General features: G+C 63.9%; 15 protein-coding genes. 7 read left to right on the top strand and 8 right to left on the bottom strand.

Annotation, left to right across the window (positions count from 1 at the left end):
- Positions 1–43: 43 nt before the first annotated feature.
- The gene (locus PVW51_RS12055) at positions 44–1,201 is read right to left on the bottom strand and encodes an SEL1-like repeat protein (RefSeq protein WP_274575266.1); all 1,158 of its coding nucleotides are present in this window, start codon (positions 1,199–1,201) and stop codon (positions 44–46) included.
- Positions 1,202–1,271: 70 nt separating this feature from the next.
- Positions 1,272–2,771, bottom strand: coding sequence for a CoA-acylating methylmalonate-semialdehyde dehydrogenase (locus PVW51_RS12050; RefSeq protein ID WP_274575265.1), 1,500 nt, complete (start codon positions 2,769–2,771; stop codon positions 1,272–1,274).
- Positions 2,772–2,896: 125 nt separating this feature from the next.
- Here PVW51_RS12050 and PVW51_RS12045 point away from each other — a divergent pair, with 125 nt between their 5' ends.
- The 3 genes from PVW51_RS12045 to coaD all read left to right on the top strand — a co-directional run bounded on the left by PVW51_RS12045 (position 2,897) and on the right by coaD (position 4,841).
- Positions 2,897–3,790, top strand: coding sequence for a LysR family transcriptional regulator (locus PVW51_RS12045; protein ID WP_269364277.1), 894 nt, complete (start codon positions 2,897–2,899; stop codon positions 3,788–3,790).
- A 60-nt stretch (positions 3,791–3,850) separates the two neighbouring features.
- The gene (locus tag PVW51_RS12040; protein ID WP_269364276.1) at positions 3,851–4,285 is read left to right on the top strand and encodes a CBS domain-containing protein; all 435 of its coding nucleotides are present in this window, start codon (positions 3,851–3,853) and stop codon (positions 4,283–4,285) included.
- Between the two features lie 64 nt (positions 4,286–4,349).
- Complete coding sequence (gene coaD, locus PVW51_RS12035; RefSeq protein WP_274575264.1) at positions 4,350–4,841, top strand: pantetheine-phosphate adenylyltransferase; 492 nt, start codon at positions 4,350–4,352, stop codon at positions 4,839–4,841.
- 2 nt (positions 4,842–4,843) lie between these two features.
- Here the strand turns inward: coaD and gap (PVW51_RS12030) are convergent, their stop codons facing one another.
- The 3 genes from gap (PVW51_RS12030) to gap (PVW51_RS12020) all read right to left on the bottom strand — a co-directional run bounded on the left by gap (PVW51_RS12030) (position 4,844) and on the right by gap (PVW51_RS12020) (position 7,223).
- A complete protein-coding gene (gene gap, locus PVW51_RS12030; RefSeq protein WP_274575263.1) occupies positions 4,844–5,848 on the bottom strand; it encodes a type I glyceraldehyde-3-phosphate dehydrogenase in 1,005 nt (334 codons plus the stop codon).
- 162 nt (positions 5,849–6,010) lie between these two features.
- Positions 6,011–6,154, bottom strand: a complete 144-nt coding sequence (locus PVW51_RS12025; protein WP_274575262.1) for a hypothetical protein — start codon at positions 6,152–6,154, stop codon at positions 6,011–6,013.
- Positions 6,155–6,221: 67 nt separating this feature from the next.
- On the bottom strand, positions 6,222–7,223 hold the full coding sequence (gap, locus tag PVW51_RS12020; RefSeq protein WP_274575261.1) for a type I glyceraldehyde-3-phosphate dehydrogenase: 1,002 nt from the start codon (positions 7,221–7,223) through the stop codon (positions 6,222–6,224).
- Between the two features lie 188 nt (positions 7,224–7,411).
- Here gap (PVW51_RS12020) and PVW51_RS12015 point away from each other — a divergent pair, with 188 nt between their 5' ends.
- Positions 7,412–8,389: a DUF808 domain-containing protein gene (locus PVW51_RS12015; protein WP_274575260.1), complete on the top strand. Its 978-nt coding sequence runs from the start codon at positions 7,412–7,414 to the stop codon at positions 8,387–8,389.
- 530 nt (positions 8,390–8,919) lie between these two features.
- On the opposite strand, the gene tkt is transcribed toward PVW51_RS12015, so the two are convergent.
- The gene (tkt, locus tag PVW51_RS12010; protein ID WP_274575258.1) at positions 8,920–10,935 is read right to left on the bottom strand and encodes a transketolase; all 2,016 of its coding nucleotides are present in this window, start codon (positions 10,933–10,935) and stop codon (positions 8,920–8,922) included.
- A gap of 249 nt (positions 10,936–11,184) precedes the next feature.
- Here tkt and PVW51_RS12005 point away from each other — a divergent pair, with 249 nt between their 5' ends.
- From PVW51_RS12005 to PVW51_RS11995, 3 genes are read left to right on the top strand one after another with little or no spacing between them, the layout of a single operon-like run.
- Positions 11,185–11,694, top strand: coding sequence for a hypothetical protein (locus PVW51_RS12005; protein WP_274575257.1), 510 nt, complete (start codon positions 11,185–11,187; stop codon positions 11,692–11,694).
- Entirely contained in the window at positions 11,694–12,083 is a 390-nt protein-coding gene (locus tag PVW51_RS12000; RefSeq protein ID WP_274575256.1) for a cell division protein ZapA, read from the top strand. The genes PVW51_RS12005 and PVW51_RS12000 overlap by 1 nt, the downstream gene beginning before the upstream one ends.
- Complete coding sequence (locus PVW51_RS11995; protein WP_274575255.1) at positions 12,080–12,418, top strand: MliC family protein; 339 nt, start codon at positions 12,080–12,082, stop codon at positions 12,416–12,418. Before PVW51_RS12000 ends, PVW51_RS11995 begins: the two co-directional genes overlap by 4 nt.
- Positions 12,419–12,491: 73 nt before the next feature.
- On the opposite strand, the gene grxD is transcribed toward PVW51_RS11995, so the two are convergent.
- Together grxD and PVW51_RS11985 are read right to left on the bottom strand one after the other, a co-directional pair.
- Positions 12,492–12,854 (bottom strand): Grx4 family monothiol glutaredoxin, encoded by a 363-nt coding sequence (gene grxD / locus PVW51_RS11990; RefSeq protein WP_274575254.1) that lies wholly within the window; start codon positions 12,852–12,854, stop codon positions 12,492–12,494.
- 24 nt (positions 12,855–12,878) lie between these two features.
- On the bottom strand, positions 12,879–13,115 hold the full coding sequence (locus PVW51_RS11985; RefSeq protein WP_269364254.1) for a BolA/IbaG family iron-sulfur metabolism protein: 237 nt from the start codon (positions 13,113–13,115) through the stop codon (positions 12,879–12,881).
- Positions 13,116–13,268: the final 153 nt, after the last annotated feature.

Below are 13,268 nucleotides of genomic sequence, written 5' to 3'. Positions count from 1 at the left end.
TAATATCCATTCCTTGCAGAAATATTGCGAGCGATTTCCGGTGTCAGTCACCGGAAATTTCGGCCAGCGCATTCCCCGCAGAGGGGTCTCCCAGTCGGGCGGCGGTTTCGAACCAGTGGCGGGCCTGAAACAGGTCGTGTGGCAGGCCGTCCGCATCGCGGTACATCTCGCCCAGGCGCCGCGCGGCCGCTGCATGGCCTTCATTGGCCGCATCCCAGAACCATTGCGCCGCCGTGCGCCGGTTCTGCGCGGTGCCATCGCCGTCATAAGTGGCCCTGCCCAGCAGGTACTGGCAGGCCCGCCCGCCCAGCTGCGCCTGTTGCAGGGCGGTCTGATAGGCCGCTGCCCGGTCCATGGGCAGGCCGGCCCCGTCCCAGAGGGCCTGCGCGTAGTTGCAGGTGCCGGCCTGGTGTTTGGCGGTCGTGGCCTGCCGGAACAGGGTCGCGGCCCGGGTCAGATCCGCATCCACCCCCAGGCCATCGCGATAGGCCTCGCCAAGGCGGTTCTGCGCCGCTGCATCGCCCTGGGCCGCCGCAAGGGCAAACCACTGCGCCGCGGCGGCGGGATCGGGGTCTTGCAGCAGCCCGTCGGACAGAAAGATGCCCACCAGCCGCTGGCCGGGGCCATCGCCCAGGTCAGCCGCCTGTTGTGCAAGCTCCCGGGCGCGGGGCAGGTCGGCAGGCACGGCAGTGCCTTCGTAATAGAGCAGGGCGAGGTTGCGCATGGAAGAGGCAAGGCCAGACCCCGCAGCGCGTTCCAGCAGGGCGATGGCGCGGGGCACATCCATGTCGGTCTGCGCCCCGGTCAGCAGGTGGATTGCCAGGTTGTTCATCGCCAGCGTATCCCCCGCCTCGGCGGCGCGGGCCAGTTTGTCGATCTCGGTCTCTTCCATGATCAGACGCCCATCCGCGCTGATCCGCAGCAGCCCCGCGCTTGCGTCGATGTCGATGCGCGCCTCGCTGCTGGTGGGGTAAGATGTGCCGTCCACGATCACCTGCGCGCCTGTCAGCTGGATTTGGCGGCCATCCAGCACCACCTCGACCCCGCCCGCGATGGGATTGAGCATCTGTTCCTGCCCGCCGGAGACGGAGAAGGTGACGCCATTCATGGTCATGCTCGGGCTGTTCTGCGCGGCGGGCGGGCCCGCCAGAAGGGCCACACAGGGCAGGCTCAGCAGCAGAATCCTCGCGAAAAGGCGCATCCGTTCCTCCGTTCGGGTGGCAAAGGGGCCGTCTTGCGGCCCGCTTTGGTCTTGCAGGTGGTGTGGATGTTTACTCCATCACAGGGATGGAGAATTCGCCACCCTCCTTGATGCCCGAGGGCCAACGTGCGGTCACGGTCTTGGTGCGTGTGTAGAACTTGAACGCATCCGGCCCGTGCTGGTTCAAATCGCCAAAGACGGATTTCTTCCAGCCGCCGAAGGTGTGATAGGCCAGCGGCACCGGGATCGGCACGTTGACACCCACCATGCCGATGTTGATCCGGTTGGCAAAATCACGCGCCGCGTCGCCGTCGCGGGTAAAGATCGCGGTGCCGTTGCCGTATTCATGGTCCATCGCCAGACCCAGCGCTTCCTCATAGGTCTGGGCGCGCACGCAGGTCAGCACGGGGCCGAAAATCTCGTGCTTGTAGATGTCCATGTCCTTGGTCGCGCGGTCAAAGAGGTGCGGGCCGACGAAATAGCCGTCCTCATAGCCCTGCAACTTGAAATCGCGCCCGTCGACAACCAGTTCCGCGCCCTGGTCGATGCCGGTCTGCACCAGACGTTCGATGTTGGCCTTGGCGGCGGCGGTCACGACCGGGCCGTAGTCCACATCCTTGCCGGCGGTATAGGGGCCGACTTTCAGCTTTTCGATGCGCGGCACCAGTTTCTCGATCAGCCGGTCGGCGGTTTCGTCACCCACCGGCACAGCCACGGAAATCGCCATGCAGCGTTCGCCCGCAGCGCCATAGCCCGCGCCCACCAGCGCATCGGCGGCCTGATCCATATCCGCGTCGGGCATGATGATCATGTGGTTCTTGGCGCCGCCAAAGCATTGCACCCGTTTGCCGTTGGCGCAGCCGGTGGCATAGATGTATTCCGCGATGGGGGTGGAGCCGACAAAGCCGACCGACTGGATCACCTCGTCGTGCAGGATCGCGTCCACCGCTTCCTTGTCGCCGTTGACAACCTGCAGGATGCCCTTGGGCAGGCCCGCTTCTTCCATCAGTTCGGCCAGCATCAACGGCACGGAAGGGTCACGTTCGGAGGGTTTGAGGATGAAGGCATTGCCGCAGGCGATGGCCGGCGCGAACATCCACATCGGGATCATGGCGGGGAAGTTGAAGGGGGTGATGCCCGCCGTCACGCCAAGCGCCTGGCGCATGGAGTACATGTCGATGCCGGGGCCTGCGCTGTCGGTGAATTCACCTTTCAGCAGCTCCGGCGCGCCGATGCAGTATTCCACCACTTCCAGGCCACGCTGCACGTCACCGGCGGCATCGGGCAGGGTCTTGCCATGCTCGCGGCTCAGCGCCTCGGCCAGCTTGTCCATGTCGCGGTTCAGCAGGGCCACGAATTTCATCAGCACCCGCGCGCGGCGCTGCGGGTTTGTTGCCGCCCATGCGGGCTGGGCGGCCTGTGCATAGGCCACGGCCTGGGCCATTTCGGCACCATTGGCCAGCGGCACGCGCGCCTGAACTTCGCCGGTGGCGGGGTTCATCACATCGGCGAAACGGCCGGAGGTGCCTTTGACATGGGCACCGTTCAGATAATGGGTCAGTTCTTGCATAGCGGATCTCCCTTGGGTTGGCGGCAGATTAGTCTTGCAAAAAGGCATGTTAAAGGGGCAAGTTTTCAAAATGGTTTTGCATTTTTGCAAGGCGATCTGCAGGAGAAGGCGAAAGGGCCGCGCGCATGGAAAACTGGGACGACATCCGCCTGTTCCTGGCCGTCGCGCGGGAGCGCAGCCTGTCGGGCGCGGGCAAGGTGCTGCGGCTGGACCCGGCGACGCTGGGCCGCCGGGTGGCACGGCTGGAAAAGACGCTGGAGGTTGGCCTGTTCGTGAAATCGCCGCAGGGCTATGCGCTGACGGAAGCGGGCGCGCAGCTGCTGGAGCGGGCAGAGGCGGTGGAACAGGCGATGCGGCTGGCCTCTGCCGGGGTGGCGGTGCCCAGCGACCGGATGACCGGACAGATTCGCATCGGTGCGCCGGACGGGGCGGCGAATTTCCTGTTGCCGCAGGTCTGCGCCGCGCTGGGGCGCGACCATCCCGAGCTGGACATCCAGATCGTCGCCCTGCCGCGCGTCTTCAACCTGTCGCGGCGCGAGGCGGATATGGCCATCGGTGTCTCCGCACCCACGGCGGGACGGCTGATCGTGCAGAAGGTCAGCGATTATCACCTGCATCTGGCGGCCTCGGACGGCTACCTTGGTGCGCAGGGCGTGCCGGCCTCGGTGGCCGATCTGAAACATCACCGCATCGTGGGCTATATCCCCGACATGATCTTTGACCGCGAGCTGGATTATCTTGCGGATCTGGGCCTCACGCGGGTGGCGCTGGCCTCGAATTCCGTCTCGGTCCAGTTGCAGATGGTGGCGCGGGGCGGGGGCATCGGCGTGGTCCATGATTTCGTGCTGCCCTTCGCGCCCGAGGTGCAGCGCATCCTGACCGCCGAGGTCAGCCTGAAACGGTCGTTTTACCTGATCCGCCATGCCGACGATCAGTCCAACCGCCGGTTGAGCCGCTTTGCCGACCTCTTTGGTGCCGCGATCCGCTCGGAACTGGCGCTGCTGGAGGCAAAAGCTTGACAGCTAAACGCTTTCTGGTGACGCTGGACTTACGGGGTGCGTCAAAACAGGAGGAACGCCATGCTGGTGTCGCAAATTCTCAAATCGAAATCCGATGATGCGGTGGTGACCTCTGCGCCCACCCTTCTGATTTCAGAGGCGGCGCGGATGTTGTCGGAGAAGCGGATCGGCACATTGGTGATCTCCAAGGACGGCAAGACCCCGATCGGCATCCTGTCAGAGCGTGATATCGTGCGCGAACTGGGCAAACAGGGCGCGGGCTGCCTGAGCATGACCGTGGACAAGCTGATGACAACCAAGCTGGTGACCTGCAGCCGCGACGACCGCGCCGATGCGATCCTGCAGCAGATGACAGACGGCAGGTTCCGTCACATGCCGGTGCTGGAAAACGGCGCATTGGTGGGGCTGATTTCGCTGGGCGACGTGGTCAAGGCGCGCCTGTCCGAACTCTCGATGGAGAAAGATGCCCTGCAGGGCATGATTATGGGCCACTAGCGCTTGCGCCTCAGGCGCGCGCATGTTTGCTTGCGCGCGAAAACGACCAGATCCAGGAAGTCCCATGCGCATTGGCCTTTACCCCGGCACCTTCGACCCCATCACATTGGGCCATATCGATATCATCCGCCGGGCGACGCGGCTGGTGGACAAGCTGGTGATCGGCGTGGCCATCAACCGCGACAAGGGGCCGCTGTTCGACCTGGACGAAAGGGTCGAAATGATCCAGGACGAATGCGCCGAACTGGGCCGGCAGACCGGGGTCGAGATTGCGGTGCATCCCTTTGAGAACCTGCTGATCAACTGCGCGCGGGACGTGGGCGCGCAGATCATCATCCGGGGCCTGCGGGCGGTGGCGGATTTTGAATATGAATACCAGATGGTCGGCATGAACCGGCAGCTTGATGACAGCATCGAGACGGTGTTCCTGATGGCCGAGGCGCAGCATCAGGCGATTGCCAGCAAGCTGGTCAAGGAAATCGCCCGCCTGGACGGGGATGTCAGCAAGTTCGTGACCCCCAGCGTCAATGCCAAGCTGCTGGAACGCTTCGGCTGAGCCTACATGCGGCTGGCGATCACGCCGGCCGTGTCCAGCATCCGGTTGGAAAACGCCCATTCATTGTCATACCAGGCCAGCACCCGCAGCAGGGTGCCGTCCTGAATCCGCGTCTGGTCGGTGGCAAAGACGGCGGAATGGGGGTTGCCCCTGAAATCGGTCGAGACCAGCTTGCGGTCGGTCACCCCCAGCACGCCCCTGAGCGGACCTTCGGCCGCCGCTGCGCGAAAGGCGTCGTTGACCGCCTCTGCCGTGGTGGACTTGTCCAGCGTCACCACCAGATCGCAGCAGGACACATCCGGTGTCGGCACCCGGATGGCATGGCTGGTGATCCGCCCCGCCAGATGCGGCAGCACCAGATCCAGCGTGCGCGAGGCGCTGGTCGAGGTCGGCACCATCGACAGCGCACCGGCGCGCGCGCGGTAAAGGTCCTCATGGGCGGCATCGGTCAGGTTCTGCGAATTGGTATAGCAATGCACCGTGGTCATCATGCCGTGCCGGATGCCAAAGGCCTGATCGAGGACATGCACCATCGGCACCAGGCAATTGGTGGTGCAGGAGCCGTTCGACACCACCCTGTCCCCGGCGGTCAGGCTGTCATGGTTGATGCCGTAAACCACAGTCTTTGCCTCGCCCTTGGCAGGTCCCGAGATCAGCACGCGGCCCGCGCCGTTGCGCAGATGCGCCTCGGCCCGGACCGGATCGGTCATATGGCCGGTACATTCCAGGGCGATGTCCACATCCTGCCAGTTCAGCCTTTCGGGCCGGGGCTCTGCCGTGACACGGATCGGGCCGCGGCCCAGGTCCATGGTGCCCTCACCAAGGGTCACGGTGCCGGGATAGATGCCATGCACGGAATCGAATTCGAACAGATGCGCGGCTGTTTCCAGCGGGGCCAGATCGTTGATCGCCACCACCTCGAAGCGCCCCGGCGCCTGGCGCATCAGGCTGCGCAACACGCTGCGCCCGATGCGGCCGAACCCATTGATCCCCAGCCTGATGGTCATCACGACACCTTTTTGATCAAATCCAGATGCCCCTAGATTGCGCCCTCAAGGGGCCAAGTCAACGGGGGCGGGGGCAGAAACAAGTACCGATACAATATCGCGGGAGCGGCGGGCAGGCGGCACTTTGCAAAATGCAGGGGGGAGGTTTGCAAATACCTGGCGTCAGCGCCAGAAGGCGATCCATTCGATCAGGTCGAACAGTTTCTTGCCCAGATAGATCAGGTGTTCATTGCCGAAGATCATCGTGTCCGCGACAAAAGCCGCGATCAGGATCATGCCGAGGAAGATAGCGATACGGTTGGTCACGGGGGCGCGCCTGCCTTTGTGCATCAGGTCAGACCGATATGACAGCCCCACGCCGCCCGCGCAAGCGTCAGCCCAACTGGCCCATGGCCACGGCCACATCCGCCATCCGCACCGAAAACGCCCATTCGTTGTCGTACCAGCCCAGAACCCGCACGGTCCGGCCCGCGACCACGATGGTCTGATCCGGTGCGAAGATGCAGCTTTCCTCGGTGTGATTGAAGTCGATGGAGACTTTCTGCTCGGGGTCATAGCCCAGCACCCGTTTCATCGACCCTTCCGCGGCGGTCTTGGCGGCCAGGTTGATCTCTTCGACCGTGACATCGCGGCAGGCCTGAAAGGTCAGATCCACGGCGGAAACATTTGGCGTCGGCACCCGCATCGCGGTGCCGTCCAGCTTGCCCTTGAGGGCCGGCAGCACCTCGCCCAGGGCCTTGGCCGCACCGGTGGAGGTGGGGATCAGCGCCATGGCAGCGGCCCGCGCGCGGTACAGATCCTTGTGGCGGCGGTCCAGCGTCGGCTGGTCGCCGGTATAGCTGTGAATGGTGGTCATCAGCCCGCTTTCGATGCCCACCGCGTCATGCATGACCTTGGCCATCGGCGCCAGGCAGTTGGTGGTGCAGGAGCCGTTGGAGATCATCCGGTCGGACTTTACCAGCGTGTCGTGGTTGACGCCGAAGACAATGGTCTTGTCCACGTTCTTGCCCGGAGCCGAGAGCAGGACCCGTTTCGCACCCTGTTCCAGGTGCACATTGGCCTTGTTGCCGTCGTTGAACTTGCCGGTGCATTCCAGCACCACGTCGCAGCCGTGCCAGTCCAGCTCTTCGAGGTTGTAGGTCGACATCACCTCGATATCGTTCTGGCCCAGGTTCAGATAGCCGTCGTCGATGGTGATCTCGCCGGGGAAACGGCCATGGACAGAGTCGTATTTCAGCAGATGCGCTGCGGTTTCCAGCGGGCCGGTCGCGTTGATCTTGACCACTTCGATGTCGTCGCGCCCGGTGGCGGCGATATGGCTCAGGGTGCAGCGGCCGATCCGGCCAAATCCGTTGATACCGACTTTGATGGTCATTTGGTCATCCTCTGGGTGCAGCTTTGGGCGCTCTATAGCGGTCCGTGCTGCGGATGCGAAAGGGGCAAACGCGCGTGATTTCAGATTGTTAGCGATAAACCTTGGTGTTAGCGGTAAAGGCATGGCAGCTTTGCATTTGCCGCGCGGGGCGCGCAGGCTAATTGTGCCAGAACAACAAGGGGCACAAGATGAGCGGATTGATTGCATTGCTGGATGATGTGGCGGCCATCGCCAAGGTGGCGGCGGCCTCTGTCGACGATGTGATCGGGCAGGCGGCCAAGGCGGGCAGCAAGGCGGCGGGGGCCGTGATCGACGACGCGGCGGTGACGCCGAAATACCTGCATGGGTTCGAGGCCTCGCGCGAATTGCCGGTGGTCTGGCGCATCACCAAGGGATCGCTGCGCAACAAGCTGGTGTTCCTGCTGCCAGCCGGTCTGGCCCTGTCGAATTTCGCGCCCTGGGCGATTTCGCCGCTGCTGATGCTGGGCGGGGCCTATCTGTGTTTCGAGGGGGCCGAAAAGGTCGCCCATGCGGTGGGACTGTCCACCGGGCACGGGGATTACCCGGGCAAGGAAAGCGTGGTGGAAGACCCCGCGCATCTGGAAGAGCAGAAGGCGCAAGGTGCCATCAAGACCGATTTCATCCTGTCGGCAGAGATCATGACCATTGCCCTTGCCGCGATCCCGCCCAGCAGCTTCTGGATGGAGGCTGCGACCCTGGCGGTGGTTGCCGTGATGATCACCGTAGCCGTCTATGGCGCGGTGGGTCTGATCGTGAAGATGGACGATCTGGGGCTGGCCATGGCCAAGCGGGGGCGGCTCTCGCTGACCCGCGTGCTGGGGCGGTTGCTGGTGAAGGGGATGCCGGGGTTCCTGCGGTTGCTGACCATTGTCGGCACCGCCGCGATGCTCTGGGTCGGCGGGTCGATCATCATTCACGGGCTGGAGGAACTGGGGTTCGGCACGCTGGGCCACTGGATCCACGACGCGGCTGTCGCGGTTGCGCATCAGGTGCCTGCGGGGATCGAGGCAGGTACGGAATGGGCGGCAAAGGCGGCGATGGATGGTGTGTTCGGGCTGTTGCTGGGCCTGCTGCTGATCCCGGTGGGTGAGAATCTGATCACACCGCTGTGGCGCGCACTGCCCTTCGGGAAAAAGCCTGCCTGACCGGGCGCAGGGGACCTCTGCGGCGCGCAGGTCCGCCGTATGATCCAAAAACGCCCCGCCCGGCGCAGGGCGGGAATCGCCCGACCTAGTATGGCGGAAACGAAATGCGCATCATTTCCCACTGCCCCCGGATCGCTTGCGATCCGGTTCGCACCCGACCCCGCCCCCCAGGGCGGGTGCGAAACTCCGACCTCGCAAGGTGCTGCAAAGTATGGAAAAATGGAAATGCCCCGCCAAATGGAGGGCCGCCCTCGGTGTCGGGTGCGAACCTGCCGTCGAGGGCTGCATTCAATGAACCGAACTTTGAGTCCGGGTGACTAGGCTGAAGCATCCAGCGACACGAATGTTCCGAGCGTGCAGAGAATTTCATGGATTGCGCTTAGCATCCGCGCCAACCGGTTCCAACTTCGGCCCGGTCGGCACAGCCACCTTGCGGCTGCGCCGCGCGGGGTTTGCTCACCCGGCCATATCCACCCTGTGCCTTGAAAGGCTGGCAGATATGGCCGGTTTGCTTTTCGATGGCCGCAGGTTCAGAGCAGCGCCTTGGCCTTGTTCGCCACGTTCCGGGCGGTGATGCCGAATTTCTCGAACAATTCCTCCGCCGGGGCAGAGGCGCCGAAACGGTCCATGCCGACGAAATCGGCCTTGCCGAACTTGCCGCGTTCGCCCAGCAGCCATTGGTCCCAGCCCTGGCGCACACCGGCCTCGATGCCGACACGGACGGCACCACCGGGCAGGATGCGCTTGCGATAGGCGTCGTCCTGGGCGGCAAACAATTCCATGCAGGGCATGGAGACCACCCGCACGCCGATGCCTTCGGCCTGCAACAGCGCGCGCGCCTCAAGTGCCACGCTGACTTCGGAGCCGCTGGCGATCAGGATCACCTGACGCTTGCCCTCGGCCTCGGCCAGTACATAGGCGCCTTTTTCGACCATGTTGTTGTTCTTGTGGTCCTTGCGCACGGTCGGCAGCCCCTGACGGGTCAGCGACAGCACCGAAGGCGTTTTCCTGGAGGTCAGCGCGATTTCCCAGGCCTCTGCCGTCTCCACCGTGTCGGCGGGGCGGAAGACATAGGTGTTGGGGGTTGCGCGGCTGATTGCCAGATGTTCGACCGGCTGGTGGGTCGGCCCGTCTTCACCCAGACCGATGGAATCATGGGTCATGACAAAGACGGTCGGGATCTGCATCAATGCTGCCAGACGCATGGAGGGGCGGGCGTAATCGGTGAAACACATGAAGGTGCCGCCATAGGGCCGCACGCCGCCGTGCAGCGCCATGCCGTTCATCGCCGCCGCCATGCCGTGTTCGCGGATGCCCCAATAGACATAGCGCCCACCGCGGTTGTCCAGGTCAAAGACACCCAGATCGCCCGTCTTGGTGTTGTTGGATCCTGTCAGGTCGGCAGAGCCGCCCACGGTTTCCGGCATGATCGGGTTGATCACTTCCAGCACTTTTTCCGAAGAGGCGCGGGTGGCCAGCTTGGGCGCGGCTTCCGACATCTGCTTCTTGAAGGCCTTGATGGTGGCGCTCAGCTTTTTCGGCGGGTCCAGGGCCAGGGCGCGGTTGAAGGTCTCGCGCTTGTTGCGCGACATCGCGTCAAAGCGTTCCTCCCAGGCGCGGCGTTCGTCTGCGCCGCGCTTGCCGATCGCCTCCCAGGCGGATTTCACATCCGACGGGATTTCGAAGGGCCCGTAGGGCCAGCCATAGGCCGCCTTGGCATCGGCCAGCTGACCCGCATCGGTCAGCGCGCCATGGCCTTTCGAGGTGTCCTGTGCCGCATGGCCCAGGGCGATATGGGTCTTGCAGGCGATCATCGTGGGCTTGTCGGACTTGCGCGCCTCGGTCAGGGCCGCGTCGATCTCTTCGGGGTTATGGCCGTCAATCTCGATGCAATGCCATCCGGCGGCGGTAAACCGGCCGATCTGGTCGGTGCGGTCGGACAGGGAGACAGGCCCGTCGATGGTGATGTTGTTGTTGTCCCACAGCACGATCAGCTTGCTCAGGTTATGACGCCCCGCCAGCGTGATCGCCTCCTGGCTGACACCTTCCATCAGGCAGCCGTCGCCCGCGATGACATAGGTGTGGTGATCGACGATCTTGCGGCCATAGGTGGCGCGCTGGATCTCCTCGGCCATGGCAAAACCCACGGAATTGGCGATGCCCTGACCCAGGGGTCCGGTTGTCGTCTCAATCGCATCGGCAAGGAAATTCTCGGGGTGCCCGGCGGTGCGCGCGCCCATCTGGCGGAAATTCTTCAGCTCTTCGATGGGGAATTGCGCGTCGCCCACCAGGTGCAGCAGCGCATAGATCAGCATCGACCCGTGACCGGCGGACAGGATGAACCGGTCCCGGTCGGGCCACAGCGGGTTGGCGGCGTCGAATTTCAGATGCTTTTCGAACAATACGGTGGCGACATCGGCCATGCCCATGGGCATCCCGGAGTGACCGGAGTTCGCGGCGGCGACCGCATCCAGGGCCAGGGCGCGGATGGCGGTGGCTTTGGACCAATGGTCCGGGTGTGCTTTGGCAAGGGCGTCAAGATCCAAGGGAAGCTTCCTTATAGCGCGTCAGGGTTGCGCCCGTGCATAGCAGTCAAGGGGCAAAGTTCAAGCGCAACAGGCACGGGCGCTGCTTTGCGGATCAACTTCGCCGGTCAAGTTGCTGATCTGAAAGGGGGGCGCATTTGTCCGATCCTTTGGTTAGGATAATAAAAATCCTTGTGCAGGGGCGATTCGCCCGGAAATCTGCCGGGGCAGTGACGGTCGGTGACAGACAGGACGTGAAGGAACCGGGGAATGAGTGACATAGATGAACTGCAACGCCGCATCACCGCGGCCATGGACCGGGTTGCCGCCGGCCTTGAAGGCCTGGGCAAGGACGCGGGCGCGCCGGACCCCGAAATGGTCCAGGCGCTGGAGGACGAGCGCACCGCAAACGCGCAGCTGACCGAGCGGGTGCGCGCCCTGAAAGCCCGCGCTGAATCCGAAAACGCAACGCTGCGCACCCAGGTCGAGGAATCGCAGGCCCGGATCGCCCAGCTTGATATCGAGCTGCAGCGCGTCCGCCGCGCCAATGCGCAATTGACCGATGCCTGCGCCGCCTTGCAGGAGGCCAACGCCGAAGGGGTGGGGGATGCGCATCTGATCAACAAGGCGATGCTGGCCGAACTGGAAGGGCTGCGCGCCGCCCGCGCCGCCGATGTGGCCGAAGGCAGCGCCATCCTTGCCGCGCTTGGTCCGCTGCTGGACAGCGCAGGGGACACCCCCGCCACCGCCGATACCGACGAAGCCGAGGAGGACGCCTGATGCCAGAGGTACGAATCACAATTGGCGGACGCCAGTTCGAGGTTGCCTGTCAGGAGGGTGAGGAAAGCTATCTGCATGCCGCCGCCAAGATGCTGGATGACGAGGCGCAGGTGCTCTCCGATCAGGTCGGGCGCATGCCCGAGGCGCGGATGCTGCTGATGGCGGGCCTGCTGCTGGCCGACAAGACCGCCAGCGTCGAAGACCGCATGGCCGAGGTAAAGGCCGAACTGGCCGAGCGCGAGGCGGAGCTCGCCGGGCTGCGCAATGTCAAGATCGAACCGGAGCGCGTCGAGGTGCCGGTGGTGCCGCAGTCGGTCAAGGACACGCTGGCGGAACTGGCCGCAAGGGCAGAGGCGCTGGCCGCCGAGGTCGAGGAAAAGTCGGCGTGATCCGCCCCGCGCTGTGCATCGCGGCGCTGTTGCTGCCCGCCTGCGCTTGGGCAGAGATGCAGGTGCAGGCGATGCGCTATACCTGCGAGCGGGGTGTCGAGGTGCCGGTGGTCTATGTCAACGACGAGACCGGTCCCGGCATCGCTGTCCTCCATGTCGAGGGCGGCATGTACAACCTCCAGTCAGAGCAAAGCGCGTCGGGCGCGCGCTATGGCTATCCGTCCGACGGGTCGCATTACGTCTGGTGGACCAAGGGCGAGACTGCCACGCTGCTCTGGCACGACGGCACCGACGGCTCGGAAGAAACCCTGCTGGCGGAATGCGTGGTGAAGTGACAGCGCCGGGCCATGCCGGACCGCATCCGGTCCGGCATGGCCCGGCAGGTGTCTGTGGCAGCGACCGGGGGGCTTAGCCGTTCGCTTCGCGGATCTTGTCTGCGGCGTCCTTGTCATAGGTCACGCCGTTTTCCTCGAACAACGTGTCCAGCTCGCCTGACAATGTCATCTCGGTGATGATGTCGCAGCCGCCGACGAATTCTCCCTTGACGTAGAGTTGCGGGATGGTCGGCCAGTCCGAGAAATCCTTGATCCCCTGACGGATCTCTTCGTCTGCCAGCACGTTCACGTCGGAATAGGTGACACCCATATAGTTCAGCACCCCCGCCACGCGGGAAGAGAACCCGCACTGCGGCATTTCCTTGGTGCCCTTCATGAAAAGCACCACATCGTTTGCAGTGATCGTATCCTTGATCCGCGTTGTCGCATCGCTCATCGTTTTATCCTCGATAAATCCTGTTCAGACTGGGGCGCGCGTGGTCAGCGCCAGGGCGTGCAATTCGCCATTGGTCCCGTCCATCTTGCCCTTGAGCGCAGCATAGACCGCGCGTTGCTGTTGCACCCGGTTCATCCCCTTGAAAGAGGCATCCTCCACCATCGCCGCCATATGCACGCCATCGTTCCCTTCGACCACGATTCGGGCATCGGGAAAGGCCGCGCGGATCAACTCTTCGATCTCACTGGCTTGCATCGGCATGGCAGGTCTCCGGTTATCATGTCGTCGCGACAGATGTAGTTGCCACAGCGGGGCAGTGCAAGCCATCCGCTGCCGCCTGACCCATCTGTGACCAAGGTCGCGCTGGACCTTTGCACGGGCCGGGGGTGTTCTTATCTGATTGAGCGCGGGTGC

It is taken from the genome of Sulfitobacter sp. PR48, from assembly GCF_028807335.1.
Classification (GTDB): domain Bacteria; phylum Pseudomonadota; class Alphaproteobacteria; order Rhodobacterales; family Rhodobacteraceae; genus Sulfitobacter.
This window is presented reverse-complemented; position numbering and strand designations above follow the sequence as displayed.

Coding starts and splice junctions, on each gene's coding strand:
- PVW51_RS12015 (WP_274575260.1), top strand. CDS start 7,412: ATGAGCGGATTGATTGCATTGCTGGATGATGTGGCGGCCATCGCCAAG.
- PVW51_RS12050 (WP_274575265.1), bottom strand. CDS start 2,771: ATGCAAGAACTGACCCATTATCTGAACGGTGCCCATGTCAAAGGCACC.
- gap (WP_274575261.1), bottom strand. CDS start 7,223: ATGACCATCAAAGTCGGTATCAACGGATTTGGCCGGATCGGCCGCTGC.
- PVW51_RS12055 (WP_274575266.1), bottom strand. CDS start 1,201: ATGCGCCTTTTCGCGAGGATTCTGCTGCTGAGCCTGCCCTGTGTGGCC.
- PVW51_RS11985 (WP_269364254.1), bottom strand. CDS start 13,115: ATGCCGATGCAAGCCAGTGAGATCGAAGAGTTGATCCGCGCGGCCTTT.
- grxD (WP_274575254.1), bottom strand. CDS start 12,854: ATGAGCGATGCGACAACGCGGATCAAGGATACGATCACTGCAAACGAT.
- PVW51_RS12040 (WP_269364276.1), top strand. CDS start 3,851: ATGCTGGTGTCGCAAATTCTCAAATCGAAATCCGATGATGCGGTGGTG.
- gap (WP_274575263.1), bottom strand. CDS start 5,848: ATGACCATCAGGCTGGGGATCAATGGGTTCGGCCGCATCGGGCGCAGC.
- coaD (WP_274575264.1), top strand. CDS start 4,350: ATGCGCATTGGCCTTTACCCCGGCACCTTCGACCCCATCACATTGGGC.
- PVW51_RS12045 (WP_269364277.1), top strand. CDS start 2,897: ATGGAAAACTGGGACGACATCCGCCTGTTCCTGGCCGTCGCGCGGGAG.
- PVW51_RS12005 (WP_274575257.1), top strand. CDS start 11,185: ATGAGTGACATAGATGAACTGCAACGCCGCATCACCGCGGCCATGGAC.
- PVW51_RS12000 (WP_274575256.1), top strand. CDS start 11,694: ATGCCAGAGGTACGAATCACAATTGGCGGACGCCAGTTCGAGGTTGCC.